15 protein-coding genes are annotated in these 19,329 nt (G+C 42.2%); 10 read left to right on the top strand and 5 right to left on the bottom strand.

Annotation, left to right across the window (positions count from 1 at the left end):
* Window positions 1-14: 14 nt before the first annotated feature.
* Window positions 15-1,433 (bottom strand): hypothetical protein, encoded by a 1,419-nt coding sequence (locus NWE91_00250; GenBank protein MCW3984837.1) that lies wholly within the window; start codon window positions 1,431-1,433, stop codon window positions 15-17.
* A 3-nt stretch (window positions 1,434-1,436) separates the two neighbouring features.
* Window positions 1,437-5,378, bottom strand: coding sequence for a hypothetical protein (locus NWE91_00245; protein ID MCW3984836.1), 3,942 nt, complete (start codon window positions 5,376-5,378; stop codon window positions 1,437-1,439).
* Window positions 5,379-5,883: 505 nt separating this feature from the next.
* Between NWE91_00245 and NWE91_00240 the strand changes: the two genes are divergently transcribed.
* Both NWE91_00240 and NWE91_00235 read left to right on the top strand, forming a co-directional pair.
* Window positions 5,884-6,183 carry a hypothetical protein gene (locus NWE91_00240; GenBank protein ID MCW3984835.1) on the top strand — a complete coding sequence of 100 codons (300 nt, stop codon included), beginning with the start codon at window positions 5,884-5,886 and terminating at the stop codon, window positions 6,181-6,183.
* 135 nt (window positions 6,184-6,318) lie between these two features.
* Window positions 6,319-6,669, top strand: coding sequence for a hypothetical protein (locus NWE91_00235; protein MCW3984834.1), 351 nt, complete (start codon window positions 6,319-6,321; stop codon window positions 6,667-6,669).
* A 187-nt stretch (window positions 6,670-6,856) separates the two neighbouring features.
* Here the strand turns inward: NWE91_00235 and arsB are convergent, their stop codons facing one another.
* From arsB to NWE91_00220, 3 genes are all read right to left on the bottom strand, one after another.
* Complete coding sequence (gene arsB, locus NWE91_00230; GenBank protein ID MCW3984833.1) at window positions 6,857-7,870, bottom strand: ACR3 family arsenite efflux transporter; 1,014 nt, start codon at window positions 7,868-7,870, stop codon at window positions 6,857-6,859.
* A gap of 471 nt (window positions 7,871-8,341) precedes the next feature.
* Window positions 8,342-8,956 (bottom strand): isoprenylcysteine carboxylmethyltransferase family protein, encoded by a 615-nt coding sequence (locus NWE91_00225; GenBank protein ID MCW3984832.1) that lies wholly within the window; start codon window positions 8,954-8,956, stop codon window positions 8,342-8,344.
* Window positions 8,957-9,072: 116 nt separating this feature from the next.
* Window positions 9,073-9,387: a hypothetical protein gene (locus NWE91_00220; protein ID MCW3984831.1), complete on the bottom strand. Its 315-nt coding sequence runs from the start codon at window positions 9,385-9,387 to the stop codon at window positions 9,073-9,075.
* A gap of 102 nt (window positions 9,388-9,489) precedes the next feature.
* Between NWE91_00220 and NWE91_00215 the strand changes: the two genes are divergently transcribed.
* The 8 genes from NWE91_00215 to NWE91_00180 all read left to right on the top strand — a co-directional run bounded on the left by NWE91_00215 (window position 9,490) and on the right by NWE91_00180 (window position 19,270).
* The gene (locus tag NWE91_00215; protein ID MCW3984830.1) at window positions 9,490-10,644 is read left to right on the top strand and encodes a thiolase domain-containing protein; all 1,155 of its coding nucleotides are present in this window, start codon (window positions 9,490-9,492) and stop codon (window positions 10,642-10,644) included.
* A gap of 15 nt (window positions 10,645-10,659) precedes the next feature.
* Entirely contained in the window at window positions 10,660-11,826 is a 1,167-nt protein-coding gene (locus NWE91_00210; protein ID MCW3984829.1) for a thiolase domain-containing protein, read from the top strand.
* Between the two features lie 6 nt (window positions 11,827-11,832).
* The gene (locus NWE91_00205) at window positions 11,833-12,351 is read left to right on the top strand and encodes a Zn-ribbon domain-containing OB-fold protein (protein ID MCW3984828.1); all 519 of its coding nucleotides are present in this window, start codon (window positions 11,833-11,835) and stop codon (window positions 12,349-12,351) included.
* Window positions 12,352-12,353: 2 nt separating this feature from the next.
* Window positions 12,354-12,827, top strand: coding sequence for a Zn-ribbon domain-containing OB-fold protein (locus tag NWE91_00200; protein MCW3984827.1), 474 nt, complete (start codon window positions 12,354-12,356; stop codon window positions 12,825-12,827).
* Window positions 12,828-13,215: 388 nt separating this feature from the next.
* Window positions 13,216-14,670 (top strand): hypothetical protein, encoded by a 1,455-nt coding sequence (locus NWE91_00195; GenBank protein ID MCW3984826.1) that lies wholly within the window; start codon window positions 13,216-13,218, stop codon window positions 14,668-14,670.
* Window positions 14,671-14,856: 186 nt separating this feature from the next.
* The gene (locus NWE91_00190; protein MCW3984825.1) at window positions 14,857-16,719 is read left to right on the top strand and encodes an ATP-dependent helicase; all 1,863 of its coding nucleotides are present in this window, start codon (window positions 14,857-14,859) and stop codon (window positions 16,717-16,719) included.
* A 707-nt stretch (window positions 16,720-17,426) separates the two neighbouring features.
* A complete protein-coding gene (locus NWE91_00185; GenBank protein ID MCW3984824.1) occupies window positions 17,427-17,825 on the top strand; it encodes a molybdopterin dinucleotide-binding protein in 399 nt (132 codons plus the stop codon).
* A gap of 2 nt (window positions 17,826-17,827) precedes the next feature.
* Complete coding sequence (locus tag NWE91_00180) at window positions 17,828-19,270, top strand: formylmethanofuran dehydrogenase subunit B (GenBank protein MCW3984823.1); 1,443 nt, start codon at window positions 17,828-17,830, stop codon at window positions 19,268-19,270.
* Window positions 19,271-19,329: the final 59 nt, after the last annotated feature.

Below are 19,329 nucleotides of genomic sequence, written 5' to 3'. Positions count from 1 at the left end.
TTTTCTAAAGAACATCAAACCCCTCTTTCCGCATACGTTTTCAAAGAGTACGCGCACCACTGCAAAATTGCGTGTTGTTCGTTCCAACCCTCATTGTTCTTACCGATTTTTTGGTAAAACCGTCGCCATATTAGACTAATCGCAAGGATACTTGGCGCTATAAGTGAGAGTAGGAGAATGTTGCGTATAGTTAGAAAGGATATTGGGGTAGGTTTGTCGAGCGTGGAGAGACTTTTTGTAGTGTTAAGAATGAGAACGGCTATGTTTGTGTCTCCCAATAAGTCGCTTCCTCCTAACGAGAAAAAACCATAGGCCGTGTCTTGTGGTCCGGGAAACAGGAGCTTATTATCAAGCTCTAGAATTTGCTTTTGGATGATGTAATTTACTGTTTTTTGCACGTTTTCCTCTGCTTCGCTAAGCATGTCGATTTGGTAAAGAGACATGATTGCATATTCAGTCCATCTTGAGTGTTTGTCAAATCTTTCATTTGAGTGCATGTAAAACATGCCATTGTTCGATTGGCATGATATTAAATACTCTTTAATGTTCTGTTTATCTTGTTGGCTTAGAGAATCTAGGCGGTTAAAAGCGTTCAAAGTTCCAATTGCGGCATAAATGTATGGTGTCCCGGTTCCTTTTACATCTATGTCGAAAGGATTAGTTTTCAGCGGTGACCATGGTGGGAGAGTGGAATAACTGGCATTAGGGAATGGTTCAAATAGTCCATCTGATGTCTTGCATTGATTGACCCATTCAAGGGTTCTTGTTGTATTTATCCTGTGAAGTGCGTCTAGATCTGCTAGAATAGATACTCCGAGGAACGTGCTTATGATATTCGGGATTGAATAAGCCATTTCATGTTCATAATGAGTAAAGGACATGCCGAAAGCAGAAAGAGCATATGATTTATTGTAAGCTTCTGTCACGAGTTCGTGGAAAGCGCCTAGTGAAGTGTTATATCTAACCAGAACAAAATTTATTAACGAAGTCTGGTTTAGCGTGTCCAATTTGTTAATGAGATTTAAGTTGTGAACAACAAAGTATGTAGAACCAAGATCCAGTCCTAGGTGAGTGCCATCATAACCATAATATATTCCGAATCCTCCCTCTTGCGGGTGTTGTTTAAGAGAAATGTAATCTAGGGAATCATTGACGTTCACGTATTCTAGCCCATTTAGAGCTTTAAGAGATGCTAATGCCTTTGCAGTAATTGGTGCGTTAACGTATGCCAGTTCGGTGAGATAACCGCCAGCGGGAATATAGTCGAAATGTCGAAATGCGCCAATGTCACTTACCTGTAGAAGGCTCATTCTTTTTACTAAAAGGGATTTTCTGGTTTCATTTAACACTTCAAAGTTAAAATACATACCGAGGCTCAAAAAAAGGAGGAAAATGAGGAAAGACACTAATGCGGCAATCTTTGAGCTTGTCATTGTCTACCAAGTTACATTATATGTTACTTGTGTGAAGTGAGGGATCGCACGATATCTCCAATTATGGTTAAAGAAGCCAGCTTCTTCCCAACCTACCCAAGAAGTCATTTTTGTGTCGAATTCGTACAACCTTGCCCCTTGTCCTTCTAATCCATAGAATCTTGCTTCTACCAAGAAGCTCATCGTCCCCCGATTGTTCCAATCAGGATCTGCCCATGTCCCATTTACCCATACATGATGGTTTAAATCAGTTTGGTCGCCTTCAGTTGGATTCCAATATTCTTTGATAATTGGTATGAGACCTACAGCCCCTCCCAAAAACACACCGACGCCGGGAGTCAATCCGACCAACACTCCAGCGGCCCACCAGTTGAGGTCATCCATTAGTTCATTTCCTGTACCAAAATCAAGTCCAGTTGATTCCGTGTTGATAGTGAAGCGTATGTCTGTATTGGCACTACTTAAATCGAAATCGGTATGAGACAGGAAATACGTTATATCCGAGCCATAAGGTTGGTACCATGTGTAATATGCCCCTATAGTAAACATAAGCCAGACTCGTGTATAGTGGCCGTACTCATCATAATCAAATTTCCAGCTTCCAGGTCGCATTGTTACTAGGGGGGCCATGGTGTGGTCAGTTGGATGACGTCTGAAGACGCGTGGAAGAGTAACAAGAGCTCTGGATTCTTCTATAGCTAGGGCAGTAGCAATGTAACCTTTAAGCCAATCATCTTGTGTGGTGTTTCCAGTTCCATCTTGATCAGCATCGATTGACAAACCACTATGTATAAAGTGTCCTGTTAGCGTAAATTCACCTTGTATTGACGTATTCATAGTTATAGCCTCGGTTACATGGTCGCCAGTGCTTGTGTCAACGTAGCCTAAGGCGTCATATGGAAGGGGAGCATTCCAGGGGAGTGGTCGACTTGCTCCTACATACTGATTGGCATCAAGACCAGTGTACGTTAAAAGGAATCCTTCGTTATTAAAGTCGTATTTCCTTTCCGCTTCGTTCCCGTCAAGGTAATTGCAAGTCACGTCTTTCTGCAAGAACTGTTTTAGTCCTTCTTCATGCGGCTGTCTACCATCAGCTGTTGGGTTGTAGCCTGAGAACATTGACCAATACCACGAGTTTCCGAAATAATAACTTGAGTAGCCGGCAACGCTGGCCCATATCCATCCATACTGTCGGGCGTTATTCTCTAGTTCGGCAAACCAATCTTGCCAATTGGCTAGGCATGCAATTGGGGAACTTGCTTTCTTGTAACGTCCTTCAACTAAAAATATGTAGTCTCTGACATCGGTGATATTTTCTTTTATTGGAAGAACAAAGTTCATCTGAATAGAGTAGCCAGGAGTCAATTCAGCGTATATATTATCGCTGCAGAGCATGTTTTGGTATGCTGTTCTTATTCCGGCACTATGTGTTGCAGAGATAAATTCTGCATTATTCACTTCAATTGCTGCTTGTGGGCTTTTATCTAACCCTACAAAGTCTAGCTTATGTTCAGCCGTGAAGTATAAGCGAACTCTTAATCTGCCATTTGCATCTGGTAGATGTTCTGACATATCAATAATGTCTGTCGCCCAATATTCTCTCGTCATTATCGTTGCAACATTGTTCCAGTTTCCTTCTTCATCGGTGACTTGAATATGTATTGACACCTTAAGTGGTGGTCTATCAGTCCGCAACACAAGCTTTGCTCCACTGCTGATGTTCAAGTTCCCAAAATCCAGCAAGATATGGCTTCCATTATGTCCCTGATAGTATTTCTTGTCAATACGCTTGATAAGGTAGCGAACATTATTGCCTTCGTCATCAATGGCTGTAAGAGGCAGAATGGGACGGCGGTATGTTAACATTTGCCCTTCCGGGCTCACTGCGACTTTAACGTTTCTTTTATGATCAACTGTTAGGAGTTTGACTTGGTCGATAAAGTCATGTTCCCATTCTAACTCACTGAGTTGGAGAGAGGCTATATCACCATTGGGAACCAAAGGCTGTTGCAGTTTATAATAATCCATAACATCCGTATCGGAATATCCACTTGGCAATAGATTGTTATCAACTATGTAATGTGTGCCATCCCAAGTACTTATGTAGGGGCAACCTCCTCCACTGTATTGATGGTTTACAGTTATGTGAGCTATAGTAAGCATGTTTTCTGCGGACATTGCACCCACATAGATAATGTAGGTATCGTGAGCTGGTAGGCTAAGCGTTCGATAATAATTGTCGCCTCCGCTAGAGTACATTTGCAGCCAAGCACCGTAGTCACCAGTGCTAGGACGGTACCATCGACACCTTGGATATGATGGCCATTGTCCTCCTAATCCCAGTCCAGAAGGTGGAACAACTATCGCGTTTACAGTTGGATTTGAGTAAATTGTTGCTCCATCGGAAGGTGAAGTAATCTCCACGTAAGGACCAAAATACTGACTCGGGATCGGTACAATCTCTCCATGAGCATTAACAAACACAGCTCGAAGTGGAGGATTTTCCACTAAGGACAATAAGACCTCATTTGACAAAACTGCCCAAGCATTAAAAGTCTCGTTAGGTAATTTCACACGCGTGTTAGTCATGGCATCAATGATTGCATCTATTACACCGGCTTCAACGTTTAAGGCATCTCCGACCCACCACAATGGCGAGTCGCTAGCTTCTACTACAAATATATTGATGCTTCTACTGTAAGGCAGGATTGTTCCAAATCGGATTTCGTCTGAGGTGAATTCTTCTGGCCACACCCAACCAAAGCCAAGGCGAGGTTTCATGTATCGGACTTTGTATGAAGAGCAGACAGTCGTAGGTCCAATTGGTAACACTCTTACCGTAGCGCCTGGTTTTATTGTATAAATGGTCATTCCGTTATCTTCTTGCTCTGGGACATCGTGCCACCATTTGGCTAATTGTCTTGAAGGTTCACTTTGATTGTAGATGTGAACACTTTGTGCCGAGTAGCTTACGGGCATTTCGCAGGTGACCCGGGCACCATCTTGTCCTGCTTGAACGCCGATATCATAGTTCACAGTGCTTACCCCACTTGTTGTTAGTGGGCCATAATCAACAAGGAGGTTCAGATCACCAAAGTAACCAGCATCCATCCAATTCCATATATCTGCTGTACGCCAGTCACTGCCAGTGTATGCAACAATGCCTGGGGTAGATGTCGTTTCTAAAACAACATTCCACCAGTCATATGTATTGCTGTCATCATCATCAAGTACATACCATTTCTGTGTAATGTCGAGCTTTCCGTAATCCACCCACTCCTCAGAGTACGTAACTGTGCCAAAGAAAAGCCATTCGGGATCGGAGCCACCTGATGTGGGGAAAACGTCTATTGAAGAGGGTGATGGAGAGACTGAGGGCAGAGCAGTATTTTCTGTAGCGATAGGTGTTGGGAGACGGGTGTTCCAGACTCTATCGTAAGCCCAAGTCATAGCTTTTGTTAATGCCCTTTGAAGGGATAGGTTACTACTAATGAAAAGTTGGTCACTTGGCAGAAACCCTTTGTCCGAACTTTGCAGCAATCGAAGATTATGGCTCATTGGCATTAAGTCAATTTGTTTTTTCCGATTTTCCGGATAGACTTTGATTGCGCTGACTATTGAAGGTTGGTTTACCGTATGTACAAGGATATCATCCACTATTTCGCCAAAATTGATGCTTCCACCAATGATTATGGTTGGTACTCCATCTGATGTGATCTCCTTTATTCCGCTCTCAAGATCTTCCACGCCAGATGTTGTCTTTCCTTCGAGCCATATACCATCAATTACCAAGATGTCTACATCGCTCGCGTTTGGCACGTTCTCATTTAAAGCATCTAATATTGCAATCTTAACGGATCCAGAGAAACCTAGTGCATAAACCATTGTGATGCTTGAACTCATTATCATTAGTATAGCCATAAGACTAGCTGTAATTTTCCTCAAATTTCATTCTTTTCTCCCTTGTATATAAGGTATACAATACCCATTTTATATTATTCCTGTTTTTTTTAAATCTTTCTATTGATATATGAGATCCACGAGTCATAGAACACCAATTTATCTACTAGTTTTCGGATGATGCTTTCTACAAATATAGACAAAATTCACTGCCGAGTCGTTGATTAAAAGTCCAAGCCGATCTTCTCTTTGATTACTACAAACCACCGTTCATATAAACAGGGAGTCGAGTGAAAGCCCTGCAATTGGAAGATCAAACAAACATAAGTGGAAGGTTTTACATATCCCCCTCTTTTACTCAAAATTGAGTAACGTCATACACCAAGACCGATTTCAATAATTATTCTACTTTAGACTGATAGAACGATAAACGTACAGGAAATGGGGGTTGTACGGGAAAAATCATCGCTTGGCGATGCCTTAAACGGTCAAAGAAAAACTAGAGACTTTTCGCCACTAACAACCACTTCTTTTTTCCTGAGTATCAATTATGCGAAATTGCTCACGCATGTTGCTCATGTATTTTAGATTCATAAAAGACATATTCGCTAAGATACAGATTCTGAGGTGGAAAGAGAAGAAAACACGTAATAGGATGGCAGTTATACCTGGCATTGTTCCTTTAGTTATAGGTTATCTTGCATTTTTCACACCAGAGGAAGTTAGAGTGCAGGTAGAAATCTTTCCGTTCTCCGCAATGGGTGTTTTAGCATTCATTTTTGGAATCGTTCTAGTAGCAATTGGTTTTGCTCACTACATTGGAGATAAACTCTCTGAAGGCAAGTATTAGAGGCTACCGACCCCCCCCCCTCCCCTTTTGCATTTTTGTTTTAGTGTGCACACATATCGAAAACTGATATACTTCAAACTTCAGAAGTCTACTTTTATTTCTAGAAAATAGTTCTATATTCTTGTGGTGGTGGAAATGCAGCCTTACTACAAACCTGAAATTCTCGTTTTGAAAGGAGAAGACGCAATTCAAGTTCTCAACGAATATGTGAAAGAGCTTGAGGAAGGACAAGCTGAAGAGTTAACGAAAAAACAAGCTAGAGCCATGGTTAAGCTTGCAAAAGGCTTCATTAAGTCCATAGAAGCTGAGACACGAACCCAAGAACCTGTTAGAAACACTAACCTCTTACTCAAGCTTAGAGAAACCGTTAGAAAGTATGTACCGCAAACACTTCAGGAACCAACACAGCCAATTCGGTCAAGTAAGGTGCTCTCCTCTAGAACTCTCCACTACCACCCACCACCAATGACCCGGCAATTCAAGTAAAGTCTCGCCAACCTACACCGTCCTTTTTCTTGATAGATTTCTTTCCTAAATCTTCCATCTCCTCTTACAATACTTCTCTGAAGAGGCACAGAAAATCTGATAGAATAGACTTCTATTCCCAAGCATCAATTATGTGAGTGCGAATAGTCAAAGTGCAGTTCAGGGCACGCGCAAAAAGTCAAGTCGATTATTCTTTTACCCAAAATCCCCTCTCGTTTAATTTTTTGCCTAGGTAAACAAGACCAAGCATGATGGGGACTTCCCAAAACAATCCCATAGTAGTTCCTAAGGCAGCTAGAGAACCCAACCCATATAGACCGATTGCCGATGCAATTGCAATTTCAAAATGGCTAGATGAACCTATAATTACGGTTATTATTCCCTCTCTATATTTGAGACCCGCCATTTTCGTAACAATCAAGTTATATCCAACCACGATGGAGAAACCTACCAACAAAGGAATTGAAACTAAAATCATTTCCTCTGGATGTTTTACCAGTACATCCCCATTCAGAGAAAATAGAACGACTAGGGTCGTCAATAATGCAAGTATTGCTATTTTTCCAACTCTTGGTCTATAAACATTAAGGAACCATTTCTTCCCCCTTTTCTTAGTAATGTATTCTTTTGAGATATATCCAAGTATTAACGGGGTTCCTATGAAAACAAATACTGTAATCAAGAGTGCAATTCTATCGATTGGAATGTCTTGAATTCCAGTCAATAAAGAGACAACAGGGGCATATAGGAACATGATTGTTAACGTATTTAGCGTTGTATTGATCATATTCTGCTCTTGATTTCCCCTAGCTAAAGAACCCCAGACTAAAACCATTGCTGTACAAGGACTAGATCCCAACAAAATAAGGGAAACAATAAGTTGATCATGTCCTTGTAGAAATATGTAAGCCAAAACTACTGTGACAATCGGGGCAACAATCCAATTCGAAAAAATAGTTAAAATAACTGGTTTAGGATTCTTAGATAATTTCTTCAATTCTGACATTTGCAAATTCAGAAGAGCGGGATACATCATTAAAAACAAACATATACCGATAGGGATTGAGATTCCATATATTTGCCAATTATTGATTGCAATACTGAGTGCTGGGAACACTTGTGACAAAACTAAACCTACAATCATACATACAGCTATCCAAATGTAAAGATATTTTTCAAAGGTTCCAAGAGTTTTTTCCATACTAACATTTCGCCTTAGTTTTGATTTTTCTGATATTCAGAATTTTCATGATCTCTTTTGTTTCTTTACTCTTTATTTTATACCAGATATTGATACCAACCCTTCTCGATTCTAGTACTCCCGCTTCTTCCAAAATTCTGAGATGGTGAGAAACAGTAGGTTGGGCTCTATTAACGCTCGGCACAATTGAACATGCACATTTTTCTTCATCCAACAAGCACTGAATTATTTTTATTCTTGTTTCATCTGCTAGAGACTTTAGCAACTTAATTTCCTGTTTCATGATTAATATTGTTATATTTACATATATAAATATGGAGTGATTTCTTCAGGACCTCAAATCTTTATTAAGTTGATGACATATCGCCTTTTCTCCCATAATGTTTTGGACGGCCTTTTGACCTTAAGTTGATGCATTTAATCGTTACGTGCCTGTGCAATCCTCACGCGCGTAAATACTGGTGGGAAAGTTCATCCTCTTAATCTTGGTATTATCATTGGCACCTTTTTCTTATACGCTTCATATTCTTCGCCAAATTCTCTGATCAGCTCTTTCTCCTCTTTCCATGAGATGACATAAATAAGCACAATCATCAAGGGAGTAGAGAGCTGAGAATATAATGAAGATAATAGAAATGAAATTCCTACATGTGCTAGCAGCCCGCCAAGATATTGTGGATGTCTAACAACGGAATAGACGCCTTCAGTGACAAGTTTCTCTGTTCGATGAATTTCTGCTGCTTTCAGGGTTATCTCCTTTACACCATTGATTGCTAGCCAAGCGCCTGGCAAGAGGAAAATCATGCAAACTATCAGGTGAATAGAAGGAATAAGGGAATTGAATAGTGGTACCGTGATTAACAGATTCTGAAGAATCGGTACAACAAATCTAGGTTGAGGCGAAACCCAGATTCCTATCCAGAAAAGGAAAAAGCCCCATCCTGAAATTAGACCAAGAATCTCTCCGATTCCGGTTCCTTTCTCCTTTCCGTATCTCTTTTCAAGTTTTAAGTGCTCAACTGACAAAAAATGAAGTGGTACTATTGCAATCGCACCTAATACGCAGATGAAAAACCAAATATACACGTTGCCACCGTTAGATTCAATAACTTATCCAGTTAAATCATTTGCGCGCGTTTTTCCGTGATTGAACTATACTTTCACTTAGTTTAGGGAACAGTTGAACATTCTGTCTGCATCCGCTACTTGCATTTCAGTCGATGTCCTTCGCCGTATTGATATGTTCTTCTTTTGTTTTTCTCTAGCTTTTTGAGGAACATTTCGTCCATATTAATCGTGGGGCAAGCTAGTCTACTCGCGTCTAGGACGTAGAATATTACGTCAGCTAGTTCTTCAGCGATTTCCTCTTCGCTTTTACCCTTTTTCCAAGCATCGCTTGCTTCACCTAATTCTACGAAAGCAAAAAGCAGCTTCTTTGGAATATCTTCAGGCTTGTTGTAGAAGCCTTTTTCCAAAACTAGTTCCTCTATTTTCTTCTTCATTTCTTCTAAGTGCATGGATCTTTCTCCTAGTTTTTCTGCCTCATACATGTCTGCAAAAAACTTATACTTATTGACTTACCATTAAACTATTCCTTTCATTAAAAATGAGGTGAAAATTTGGGAGAAGTTGCTATTGTTGGTATCGGGTGCACAGGTTTCAAGTCGGTTATGCCAGACATTTCTTACAAAGAAATGATGTTCGAAGCTGCAACAAGAGCTTATCAAGATGCTGGAAACATTAGTCCTCGTAAAGACATCGACGCCTTCATTTCAGTTGCTGAAGACTACTGGGAAGGCTTCAGTATATTCGACGAATTCGTTCCAGATCAGATGGGCGCTGTACTGCGGCATTTGTTTACGGTTTCAGGCGACAGCATCATAGGGTTGGCAACGGCCTACATGCTCATTAAAACAGGATACTTCGATGTAGTCGCGCTGGAATCACACGGCAAGCCTTCAGACATACTCACTCTATATGATATTGTTTCATTTGCAATGGACCCTATACTTAATAGACCGCTTGGAGGACACCCGTTTTACGTTGCAGGTATGGAAATGAACCGCTTCCTCTACACGACAGGCAGCACTAAAGAACAATGTGCAATGGTCGTGTCAAAGAACAAAAGAAACGCGCTGGGCAACCCGTTTGCCGCTTATGGTGCAGACGTCGATATTGAAGATGCACTACGTTCTGATTCATACTTTTATCCTTTGAATCGACTTGATATTAGCCAACCTGCAGATGGCGGCATCGTAATGGTGCTGGCGTCAGATGAAGTTGCCACGAAACTCAACGACAACCCGGTCTGGGTGAGAGGTGTGGGCTGGGCATGTGAGACGCCTTCGCTAGAAACCAGATGCTGGAGTGAAGCAGTTTATGCGCGAATCGCTGCGGAAATGGCGTACAAGAAGGCTGGAATAAATACTCCGAGCAAAGAGGTTGACTTTGCCGAAGTAGACGACCTATTTTCTTACAAGGAACTTCAGCACATGGAAGCGCTTAAGCTCTGTAGAACTGGTAAAGCAGGTAAACTAACTGAAGAAGGCATAACTCAGATTGATGGCTATCTTCCTATAAACCCCTCAGGGGGAACACTGGGAATGGGTTGGGCATTAGAGGCATCTGGCTTGCAACGTTTGCTGGAGGTTGTTCTGCAACTCCGAGGAGAAGCAGGAAGTAGGCAATTGGCAGATGTGGAAGTCGGGGTAGCACAATCGTGGCGCGGAGTTCCAACAGCCACTGGTGCCGTTGCGGTTTTAAGTAATTGTTAGAGGTGAAAAATGAAAATGTTTGGAAAGAAAAGAGTTGCAGTTATAGGCGCAGGCATGACGTTGTTTAGGCGAAACTTGAAAGAAACAGGTAAAGAGTTGTCTTGGGAAGCCTCTAAGATGGCTTTGGACCAGGCTGGGCTTGAGCTGAAGGACATGCAAAGTGTCGTCATGGGGACAGCTCCAGACGCTTTTGACGGCGTCCATATGAAGGGAGAATATTTGGCCGATGGTGCAGGGGCGTGGCGGAAACCTTACTCAAGAGTGTTTGTTGGCGGTGGAACTGGAGTCTTTGCGGTTGACGCTGGTTGGTGGCATGTTGCTTCAGGTCAGTTTGACACTTGCTTGGTTGTGGGAGAGGAGAAAATGTCTTCTTGTTATCCACATCCAGCATACGCCTTCACAACGATCTTTGACCCGATCTACAGCAGACCGCTAGGTGTAACGTTGATTTGGATATTTGCTCTTGAAATGAATAGGTACATGCATGTTCATGGCATAACAAAGGAGGAAATTGCGCTGGTTTCAGTGAAGAACAAACGTAACGCTTTAGATCATCCATGTGCGCAGTTGGGCGCTAACATCACGGTTGAAGACGTGCTTAACTCAGAGGTTCTGTGCTGGCCGGTTCAGAGACTTGATATCAGCCCGACAAGCGACGGTGCAGCTGCGTTAGTTTTGGCTTCTGAAGACGTTGCCAAAAAACTTACGGATAACCCAGTTTGGATTGACGGTGTGGGCTGGTGCATTGACTCAACCTTCTGGACAAACCGCGACCTTTACTATCCTAAGTACGTGCAATGTGCGGCTCAGATGGCTTACAAGATGGCAGGAATCAAAAACCCACCGAAAGAAATTGATGTCGCAGAGGTCTACGACCCATTCGACTACAAAGAACTGCATCACATGGAAGGCTTGATGCTCTGCCGCAAAGGACAAGCCGCGAAACTGACAGTAGACGGCGTGACTCAAAGAGACGGAGACTTGCCAATAAACCCGTCAGGCGGCTTACTAGGTGTTGGCAATCCTATTGCTGCAGCTGGTACAATGAAATGTTGTGAAATCTTCTGGCAACTGCGAGGCGAAGCCGGCAAAAGACAAGTGAAAGGTGATCCGAGAACAGGATTAGCGCAGGCTTGGGGTGACCTAATGCAGTACGGTTCCGTCGTAATAATGCGGAGTTGAGAGAACATGAGTGAAAAGATTAAGCATTTTCCAGGCGAATCATTGAAAAGCAGCGACATAAGAGAGGGCAAAATCCCAGCTGTAAAGCATCAACCTAACATCAAGTATTTGTGGAGCGCAGGCGTTGCAATGAGCCGATTCTTAGAAGGAATGAAAAAAGGCAAAATCGTAGGCTCCACCTGCAAGAAATGCGGTCGGACCATGGTCCCTCCTAGAGCTTTCTGTGAACAATGCTTCAAGCCAACCGACGGATATACATATGTAAAGGATACAGGCACAATCAACACTTGGTCAGCCTCCTACGTTGCAGGAGACGCAAGCCGAATAAAGGAGCCAATACTAGTCGCAGTCATTGATTTACATGGGGCATCAAAAGGAATGGGAATACTACACCTGCTAGGTGAAATCGACGATTGGAAACAAATAAAGTTCGGCATGAAAGTCAAAGCTGTCTGGAAGCCTCCAGAAGAACGAACTGGCGCAATCACAGATATCAAGTATTTCCGACCCCTCAGGGAGGGCTAAACATGGCAACAGAAAAAATTATTGACGTAAGACGAATGACCCATTGGCCCGGACACATGGAAACAGACCACATTTACACTTTGGGCATAGCTAACGAAAAATTCTTCATGGAAATCAAAGAAAACGGAAGAATCCTAGGTGCCAAATGCAAACGTTGCGACAACATTTTTGTGCCTCCAAGGATTTACTGCGAAAAATGCTTCAACAAAATCACAGAGTGGATAAATGTAGGCACAAAGGGCGTAGTGCACACGTTCACAGTGGCCCACGTTGACATTAATGGCGCCAAACTGAAAGAACCAGTAATATACGCCTTGATAAAATTTGGCAACGCAGAAGGCGGCCTTGTCCATAAACTCGGCGAGATAGAACCCTGCGAAGTCAAAATAGGCATGCACGTAGAAGCTGCGTTTAAGCCGCAAGCTGAAAGAACCGGAAACATAAACGACATCAAATACTTCAAGCCACAGAAATAAACATCAACCCCCCTTTCTCTTTTAAGCTTCTCTTAACCATTCATATTTGGAGTCCTTCTGGAAGGGTTTAAACTAGTCCCCATTTTTCTTAGGCATTTCGCAAGGTAGTCATCTAGCTTGGTTTAAGACCCTAGGGAGAGATATCTCCTGCAAAACCCTTTTTTTCTATAGCGCTTCATAAGGGGTATCGTATCTTTGTCAGTATTAGGTAACCTTGACATTTGACCTCACCTTGCTCCAAGAGTCCCTTAGGGTTCATTAATTTATTTTTGTTTTGTCTGTAAACTCGAATTTTCTTAAACTCTTCAATCTAAGTTTTTAAACTGCAGTTCTTATATCTGCTCTGCAATAATAGGTTTGACGTGAACAGCCATTAAGAGGTAAATAAATGTTTGTTGAAGCAAAGAAAAAGCCCCCTTACCACTCAAATCTTAGATTATGGAAACGTGAATTTGGGGCTCTCTGGGATCCGTTTGAACACGAGAAGATCATCGAGTTCTCCATAGTGAAAGCAAACGAGAGAATCACGATCAGCGGTTACGTGAAATGGATAAGCAACAAATCGTTTGCGTTGGTTCCTACTCTTTTCTCGAATCAAATCCACCTTTTGTGTGTAAATAACACAGAGAGAAGGCCGACGGAGAATTCTTATATTACGGTATCAGGAACGACGAGATGGGCTGGACTGAATAGGCTGCAGACTGACGGAACCTTGTACAAGGGTCATATAATAGTAGAAGTTGACGGTTGGAAAAATGCCAAAACGGATTTCAGAATCCCAAAAACCGTTCTCAATTTTGGAGATTTCAAAAGAAACTTGACCTTTCGAATTGAAGGATTAGAGCCCCAAATAGAAGATTTTCTTGCTTTCACCGTTATTAGCACACCAATGTTTTTCGAGAACATTGGTGGAGTAAACCTAACATTGTATGACTCAACGAAATCTGGCATTCCTAGACTCGTGATTCGAGAACTGAAAAGGGCCATCCCCACAGATATAGGAAAACTCTGCACAATAGAAACCCCATTCGGAAAATTTGGAATGAGATACAAATATACTCATATTGCAGAAGACGCCGACAAACCTTTATCCAGAACTACAGATGCATTCCTTACTCATAGAACCTCTAAATACATAAAAGATTACAGCGAAGCTTCCCTTTCACTGTTTAGCAAAAAAGATAGACCAATTACAATAGAGGATCCTCCCTGTAGTTTCAGCGATATTCCCACTGTAGTGCCTGAGGAAATAGCCATCCTCCGTGAAAGACCAAGCATGGACCAATTCGACGCTATCAAGTACATTATTGTAAGCCATATGAAAACTCCGGTAGTAAAAGACTTCAAGAAGTCCTTAACCCATGTTGTGAATAGTCTGGAGAAACTTACAGAAAGTTGGGGTCTAGACCCTGACCACCTCACAAAGTACGGATTTCTGAACGCCAATTACAATGCTAGACCTACATCCGTCATACGTAAAAGTCTAGCTTATGCTCGTGCTCAAAATATTAGCGTTGTAGACCACAACTTGGTTTCGGAAGTTTTTGAAGATTACTTCAAGTGGAACTTTAATTACGTATATGAGATCTGGGAAGATCTATTAGCGCACCCCTTAGTTGGGAAAAAACCACTGGCATCCTTGCGAGTGAAATACCGAGATATCATCAGAATCATAAGGAGATATCAATCGACTCGACTTCCAGGTGTAAGTAAAGAAGACATACTTAGAGAGGCGGAGATATCTCCCTTGGAAACTGACGTTTTAATAAAAGACTGTCTAAGAGATGGTATAATCTATGAACCTGTCAAAGGATTCTACAGATTAACACGTGATCTAGCTTAGGCGATTTCCAAACCAGTGCAAGGAAGAAGAGCAAAAGCGCGCGCTTTGGTCAAAGACTGAAAAGGTGAAGCTTTCCAACACCCTCTCTCCAAGCAGTACCAACAACTCTAAAGTGCTTCTATTTGAAAAGTATTAATACGAAAAATATCATTGAAGTGCGTAGTATGGAAGACGGAGGTTGCCCCTTTGCCAATTCCATTTGAGAAACTTTACCCAAAACAGAAAGAAGTTGTCATTCACAAGGGTGGTCCTTTGCTTGTTCTTGCAGGTCCTGGAACAGGGAAGACTGAAGTCTTAACGCATCGAACTGCATTTTTGACTAATTGTTGCGGTGTAAACCCTGCAGAGATACTGGCAATAACTTTCAGCAGAAAAGCCACCCGAGAAATGACTGAACGATTAGAAAAGTTTGAAGGATTTGAAGAGAATCAGCCTAGGACATCTACGCTCCATGCAGAAGCTTTCCGTGTGATGAACGATATAGATGCCAGCAAAAGATATCTTTTGGGAGGGGAGGAAACTCGCCTTTTATTGATGGACGCTGCCTTAGACTTGGGTCTCAAAGTTAAGGCAAGGGAACTAAAGAGGCTGCAACGGGACATCGGACTCTTAAAGGCCAATTGCAAAGGCCCTAATCACATTCTGTGTATTGATGAGCAAACTAAAAATCTAAAGAAGCTTTTTGAACGCTATGAGGAGCTCCTTAGCTTCAACCATGCAATTGGGTTAGACGGGCTTATCATGAAAGCAGTTGGAGCTCTATCGTCTGGTGAAAACAACTTCAAGAGCGAAACTAGACATCTGCTGGTTGATGAATACCAAGACATCAATCAAGCAGAGTTTCAGTTTATCAAAATCCTTGCACAAAATGTAGATAGTCTTTTTGTCGTAGGTGATGATGACCAAAGCATCTATGGCTGGCGAGGTGCTGACCCAAATATTATTCGAAGTTTCAAGAAAGACTTCAGCGGTGCTCATGGTGAAATTCTTGAGGAATCACACCGTTGTACAGGCCATATCTTAGAAGGAGCCCAAGCCATTGTTTCTAAAGATCCACAATATCAATACAAGCCTATCTATTCAGTCAAAGGAGATGGTTCTCCTATCCACATAGTGGTTTCCAAAAGCTGGACAGCTGAAGGAATTTGGATTGCTAATTGGATTGGCAACAGCATTTCAAAAGGTCAATTTAAACCCTCAGAAATTGTCATCTTGTGCAAGGTCATTAAACTTGCTGATTTCCTAGGAGAACAACTGAGGATTGTTGGAATAGACACAGTTTATTGGAGACCAAGCAGGCTCTTCACGAACGAGATAACCTTGAACATTCTTGCTCATGTTCGACTCATAGTAGATAAGGAAGATAACCTGGCACTTCGAAGATGCGTTGACACTCCCACAGGTCGGGGTGTTGGGAAGAGAGGAGTAATGATTATTAGACGTTTGGCTGAGAAACATTCATGTTCCTTATGGGAAATAATGCTCAACGTTCATCAATATTCTAAGCTTCAGAGATGGCGGGATTCGATAGAGGGTTTTGTGAACAGAATTCAAAAGATGGAGGATGTGTCGTCAGACCAGAGAGTCAGCGAAACAATAAAGATGATAGCAAAAGAAATCGGCGCCTCTGGGAGTGCCGTAGACCGCTTAAACAAGTTCGCTGCTTCATTGACAGAGGAAATGGACCTTGAAGATTTTATGGGAGAGGTAAATAGAAATCGAGGGCTCGATCTTGCGGGAGGGGTTGCAGAACCAGAAGACGAAAAAGAAGCTGTGACTATAATGAGCATGCATTCTTCAAAAGGGCTTACATACGAAGTCGCATTTCTTCTAGGCTTAGAAGAGGGAATCTTCCCAAACCCAACGCAGGATCTTAATGAACAAAGACGATTATGCTATGTAGCAATGACAAGAGCTAGACAAGAGCTTTTCCTGTGTTATTGCAAGGCACTTAAGGGTAAACCAGCTCGAGGCTTGAAGTTCTATAATCCCTCAAGTTTTCTATATGCCCTCCCGAAGGAACATAGGGAAGTCATAGAAAACCTTTAACAAATTCAAACCTGCAAATTTAAAATTCTCTGTACTGCAAGAAGAAAGTCATTAAGCAAAGAGGAATTGAAATACAATAAATTGTTTATCATAGCAAAAAAGTGAATGACGTAGAAAGAGAGAACCAACAGTTAATGAATGGAAGGAAATGAAGTGGAGGATCATCTCCACCTGCACCACAATTATTGACCAAGAATTCATAGAATAGATTTCATATTTCTGCTAGGTTATAGGCAACGGATTGAGTGAGGTCATTACACGTTTGGATATACAATTGGCTATAATGTAGAAGGCATAATGTGAGTAAGCTTGGGCAGATTTTATGTGCTTGCGGTTGCGGAGCCTGGTTCAAACCCAACCCTAGACAACCTCGACAGAAGTACTTAAACAAAAAACATAAGATAAAAGCCCAAAATAAAAGTATGAGACACAGTAGAACCAGACAATACTTTATGCCTAGTTGTCCAAAATGCGGTGACAATGGATATCTGTAGGGTATTTTTCCTTCCTTACGAAGTTTTTCAATTGCCTTCTGTAACAACTACAAACATCGTTCTACAACAAAAACTCCATAATGCTGATCACTGCAAAGTTTAGTTAAAGCCACAAGCATTACGTTCTCAAGGTTATTATTCAAAAAGGCGGGAAACTCCTTAAGAAGGACTTCATTCTAACTACAAAATAATACTAGCAACAGGAGAGAGGCAATGTCAAGGCTCCAAGTCACCCTTCTAAGTGGAAGAACAATAGATCAAGGCACTGCAAAGGAACGAAGCAAACTCTCGAACGAGTACCGTGAAAGCGTGGCCATCTGCGAAATAGATCCTGACGATTTGAAGGAACTGGGCGTGAAGGAAAACTCCAACGTGAGTGTGACAACGAAACAAGGATCGGTGGTCGTGAAAGCCAAAAAGTCAAAAAGGGGGCCTCATCCGAAGATTGTTTACATGCCCTATGGAATTTGGGCAAACATCATAGTTAACCCTCGGACACACGGAACAGGTATGCCCTCTTTCAAGGGGATTCCTGCAGAAATACAACCTGCCCCAACAGAAAACGTTCCAAGTGTTCCAGAACTTCTGAGACAAGTTTACGGGAAAGAATAGCAATGTCAGTAATCAAAAATGTTACATGTCCAGTTTGCGGAACATTGTGCGACGATCTCGAAATTACAGTAGAGAAAAACGTTATAATCGATGTTAAAAATGCATGTGCAATTGGCGAAGCAAAATTCATGAACTTCTCCAACCCAGAACATCGAAACCTAAAACCTCTTGTAAGAAAAGGAGGAGAACTGAGAGAGGTTTCTTTAGACGAAGCGGTAGAAAAAAGCGCTAAGATCCTCGCCGACGCATCATACCCAATACTCTACGGCTGGAGCTGCACGAGTTGCGAAGCCATTCGGATAGGGCTAGAACTGACTGAAGAAGTTGGAGGAGTCATAGACAACACTTCCACCGTCTGCCACGGGCCCTCAATACTAAGCATCCAAGATATCGGCATATCAACCTGCACCCTAGGTCAAATCCGCCATCGCGCTGACCTAATTATTTATTGGGGATGCGACCCTTACAGTGCCCACCCTCGCCACATGGAACGTTACACGGCTTTTTCAGATGGTCGCTTCCAAGAAAGTGAATGGGAACATTATGTCGGGCGTCTACGGGGCATATTGGGCAAGAAAAGACTACGCAGAGCTTCAGAGCTGGTGTCAACGAAGGAAATTTCATTGCCAGCTGTCACGGGACAAAAACTGCCACCTGAGTTTGAAACGGAAAAGCGAAAGCTAGTCGTTGTAGATGTCCGAAAAACTCGTTCCGCAGAATTTGCCGATTTCTTCATTCAAGTCGAACCGAATAAAGACTTTGAACTCCTTCAAGCTCTCCGTTTATTAGTAAGGGATGAGGAACTCGAAGTCGACGAAGTCGCCGGCGTGCCTGTTGATCTGCTTGAAGAGCTCGCAGATACGATGATAAAATGCAACTTCGGCGTCGTGTTCTTCGGAGTTGGTTTAACCATGAGCTACGGGAAACTACAAAATATTGACGCCGCAATTGCTTTGACGCGAGACCTGAACTACCGCACAAAATTCGTTATCATGCCAATGCGAGGCCACTTCAATGTTGCAGGTTCAAATATCGTTTCTACTTGGCAAACAGGTTATCCCTTCGCCGTAGATTTCTCGCAAGGCTATCCACGTTACAACCCTGGCGAAACATCTGTAGTGGACATACTTTGTCGTGACGACGCTGATGCAGGCCTAATTGTGGCGTCCGACCCTGTTTCCAATTTTCCAAAAGAAGCAGTTCAAAACTTAGTGAAAAACCCTTTAATCGCCATCGACCCCGTGATCTCCCCAACAACAATGATGGCCGACGTAGTACTTCCTTCCGCCTTCGTAGGGATCGAGGTTGGAAACTCAACCGCTTACAGAATGGATGGAGTGCCCCTACCGCTCAAGAAAGTTGTTGAACCGCCAGAAGGAGTTCTACCTGACAAGGAAATTCTACAAAGGATTCTTAAGGACGTGAAGAGGTTCAAACATCACTAAATGCTTTCATACAGATCTCGCGTAAGAAATCATTAGATTGTGCTTCTCTTCCACTTCAC

The sequence above is a fragment of the Candidatus Bathyarchaeota archaeon genome (assembly GCA_026014805.1).
Taxonomy (GTDB): domain Archaea; phylum Thermoproteota; class Bathyarchaeia; order Bathyarchaeales; family SOJC01; genus JAGLZW01.
The sequence above is the reverse complement of the archived record's forward strand: the minus strand, read 5'-3'. Positions and strand labels throughout refer to the sequence as shown.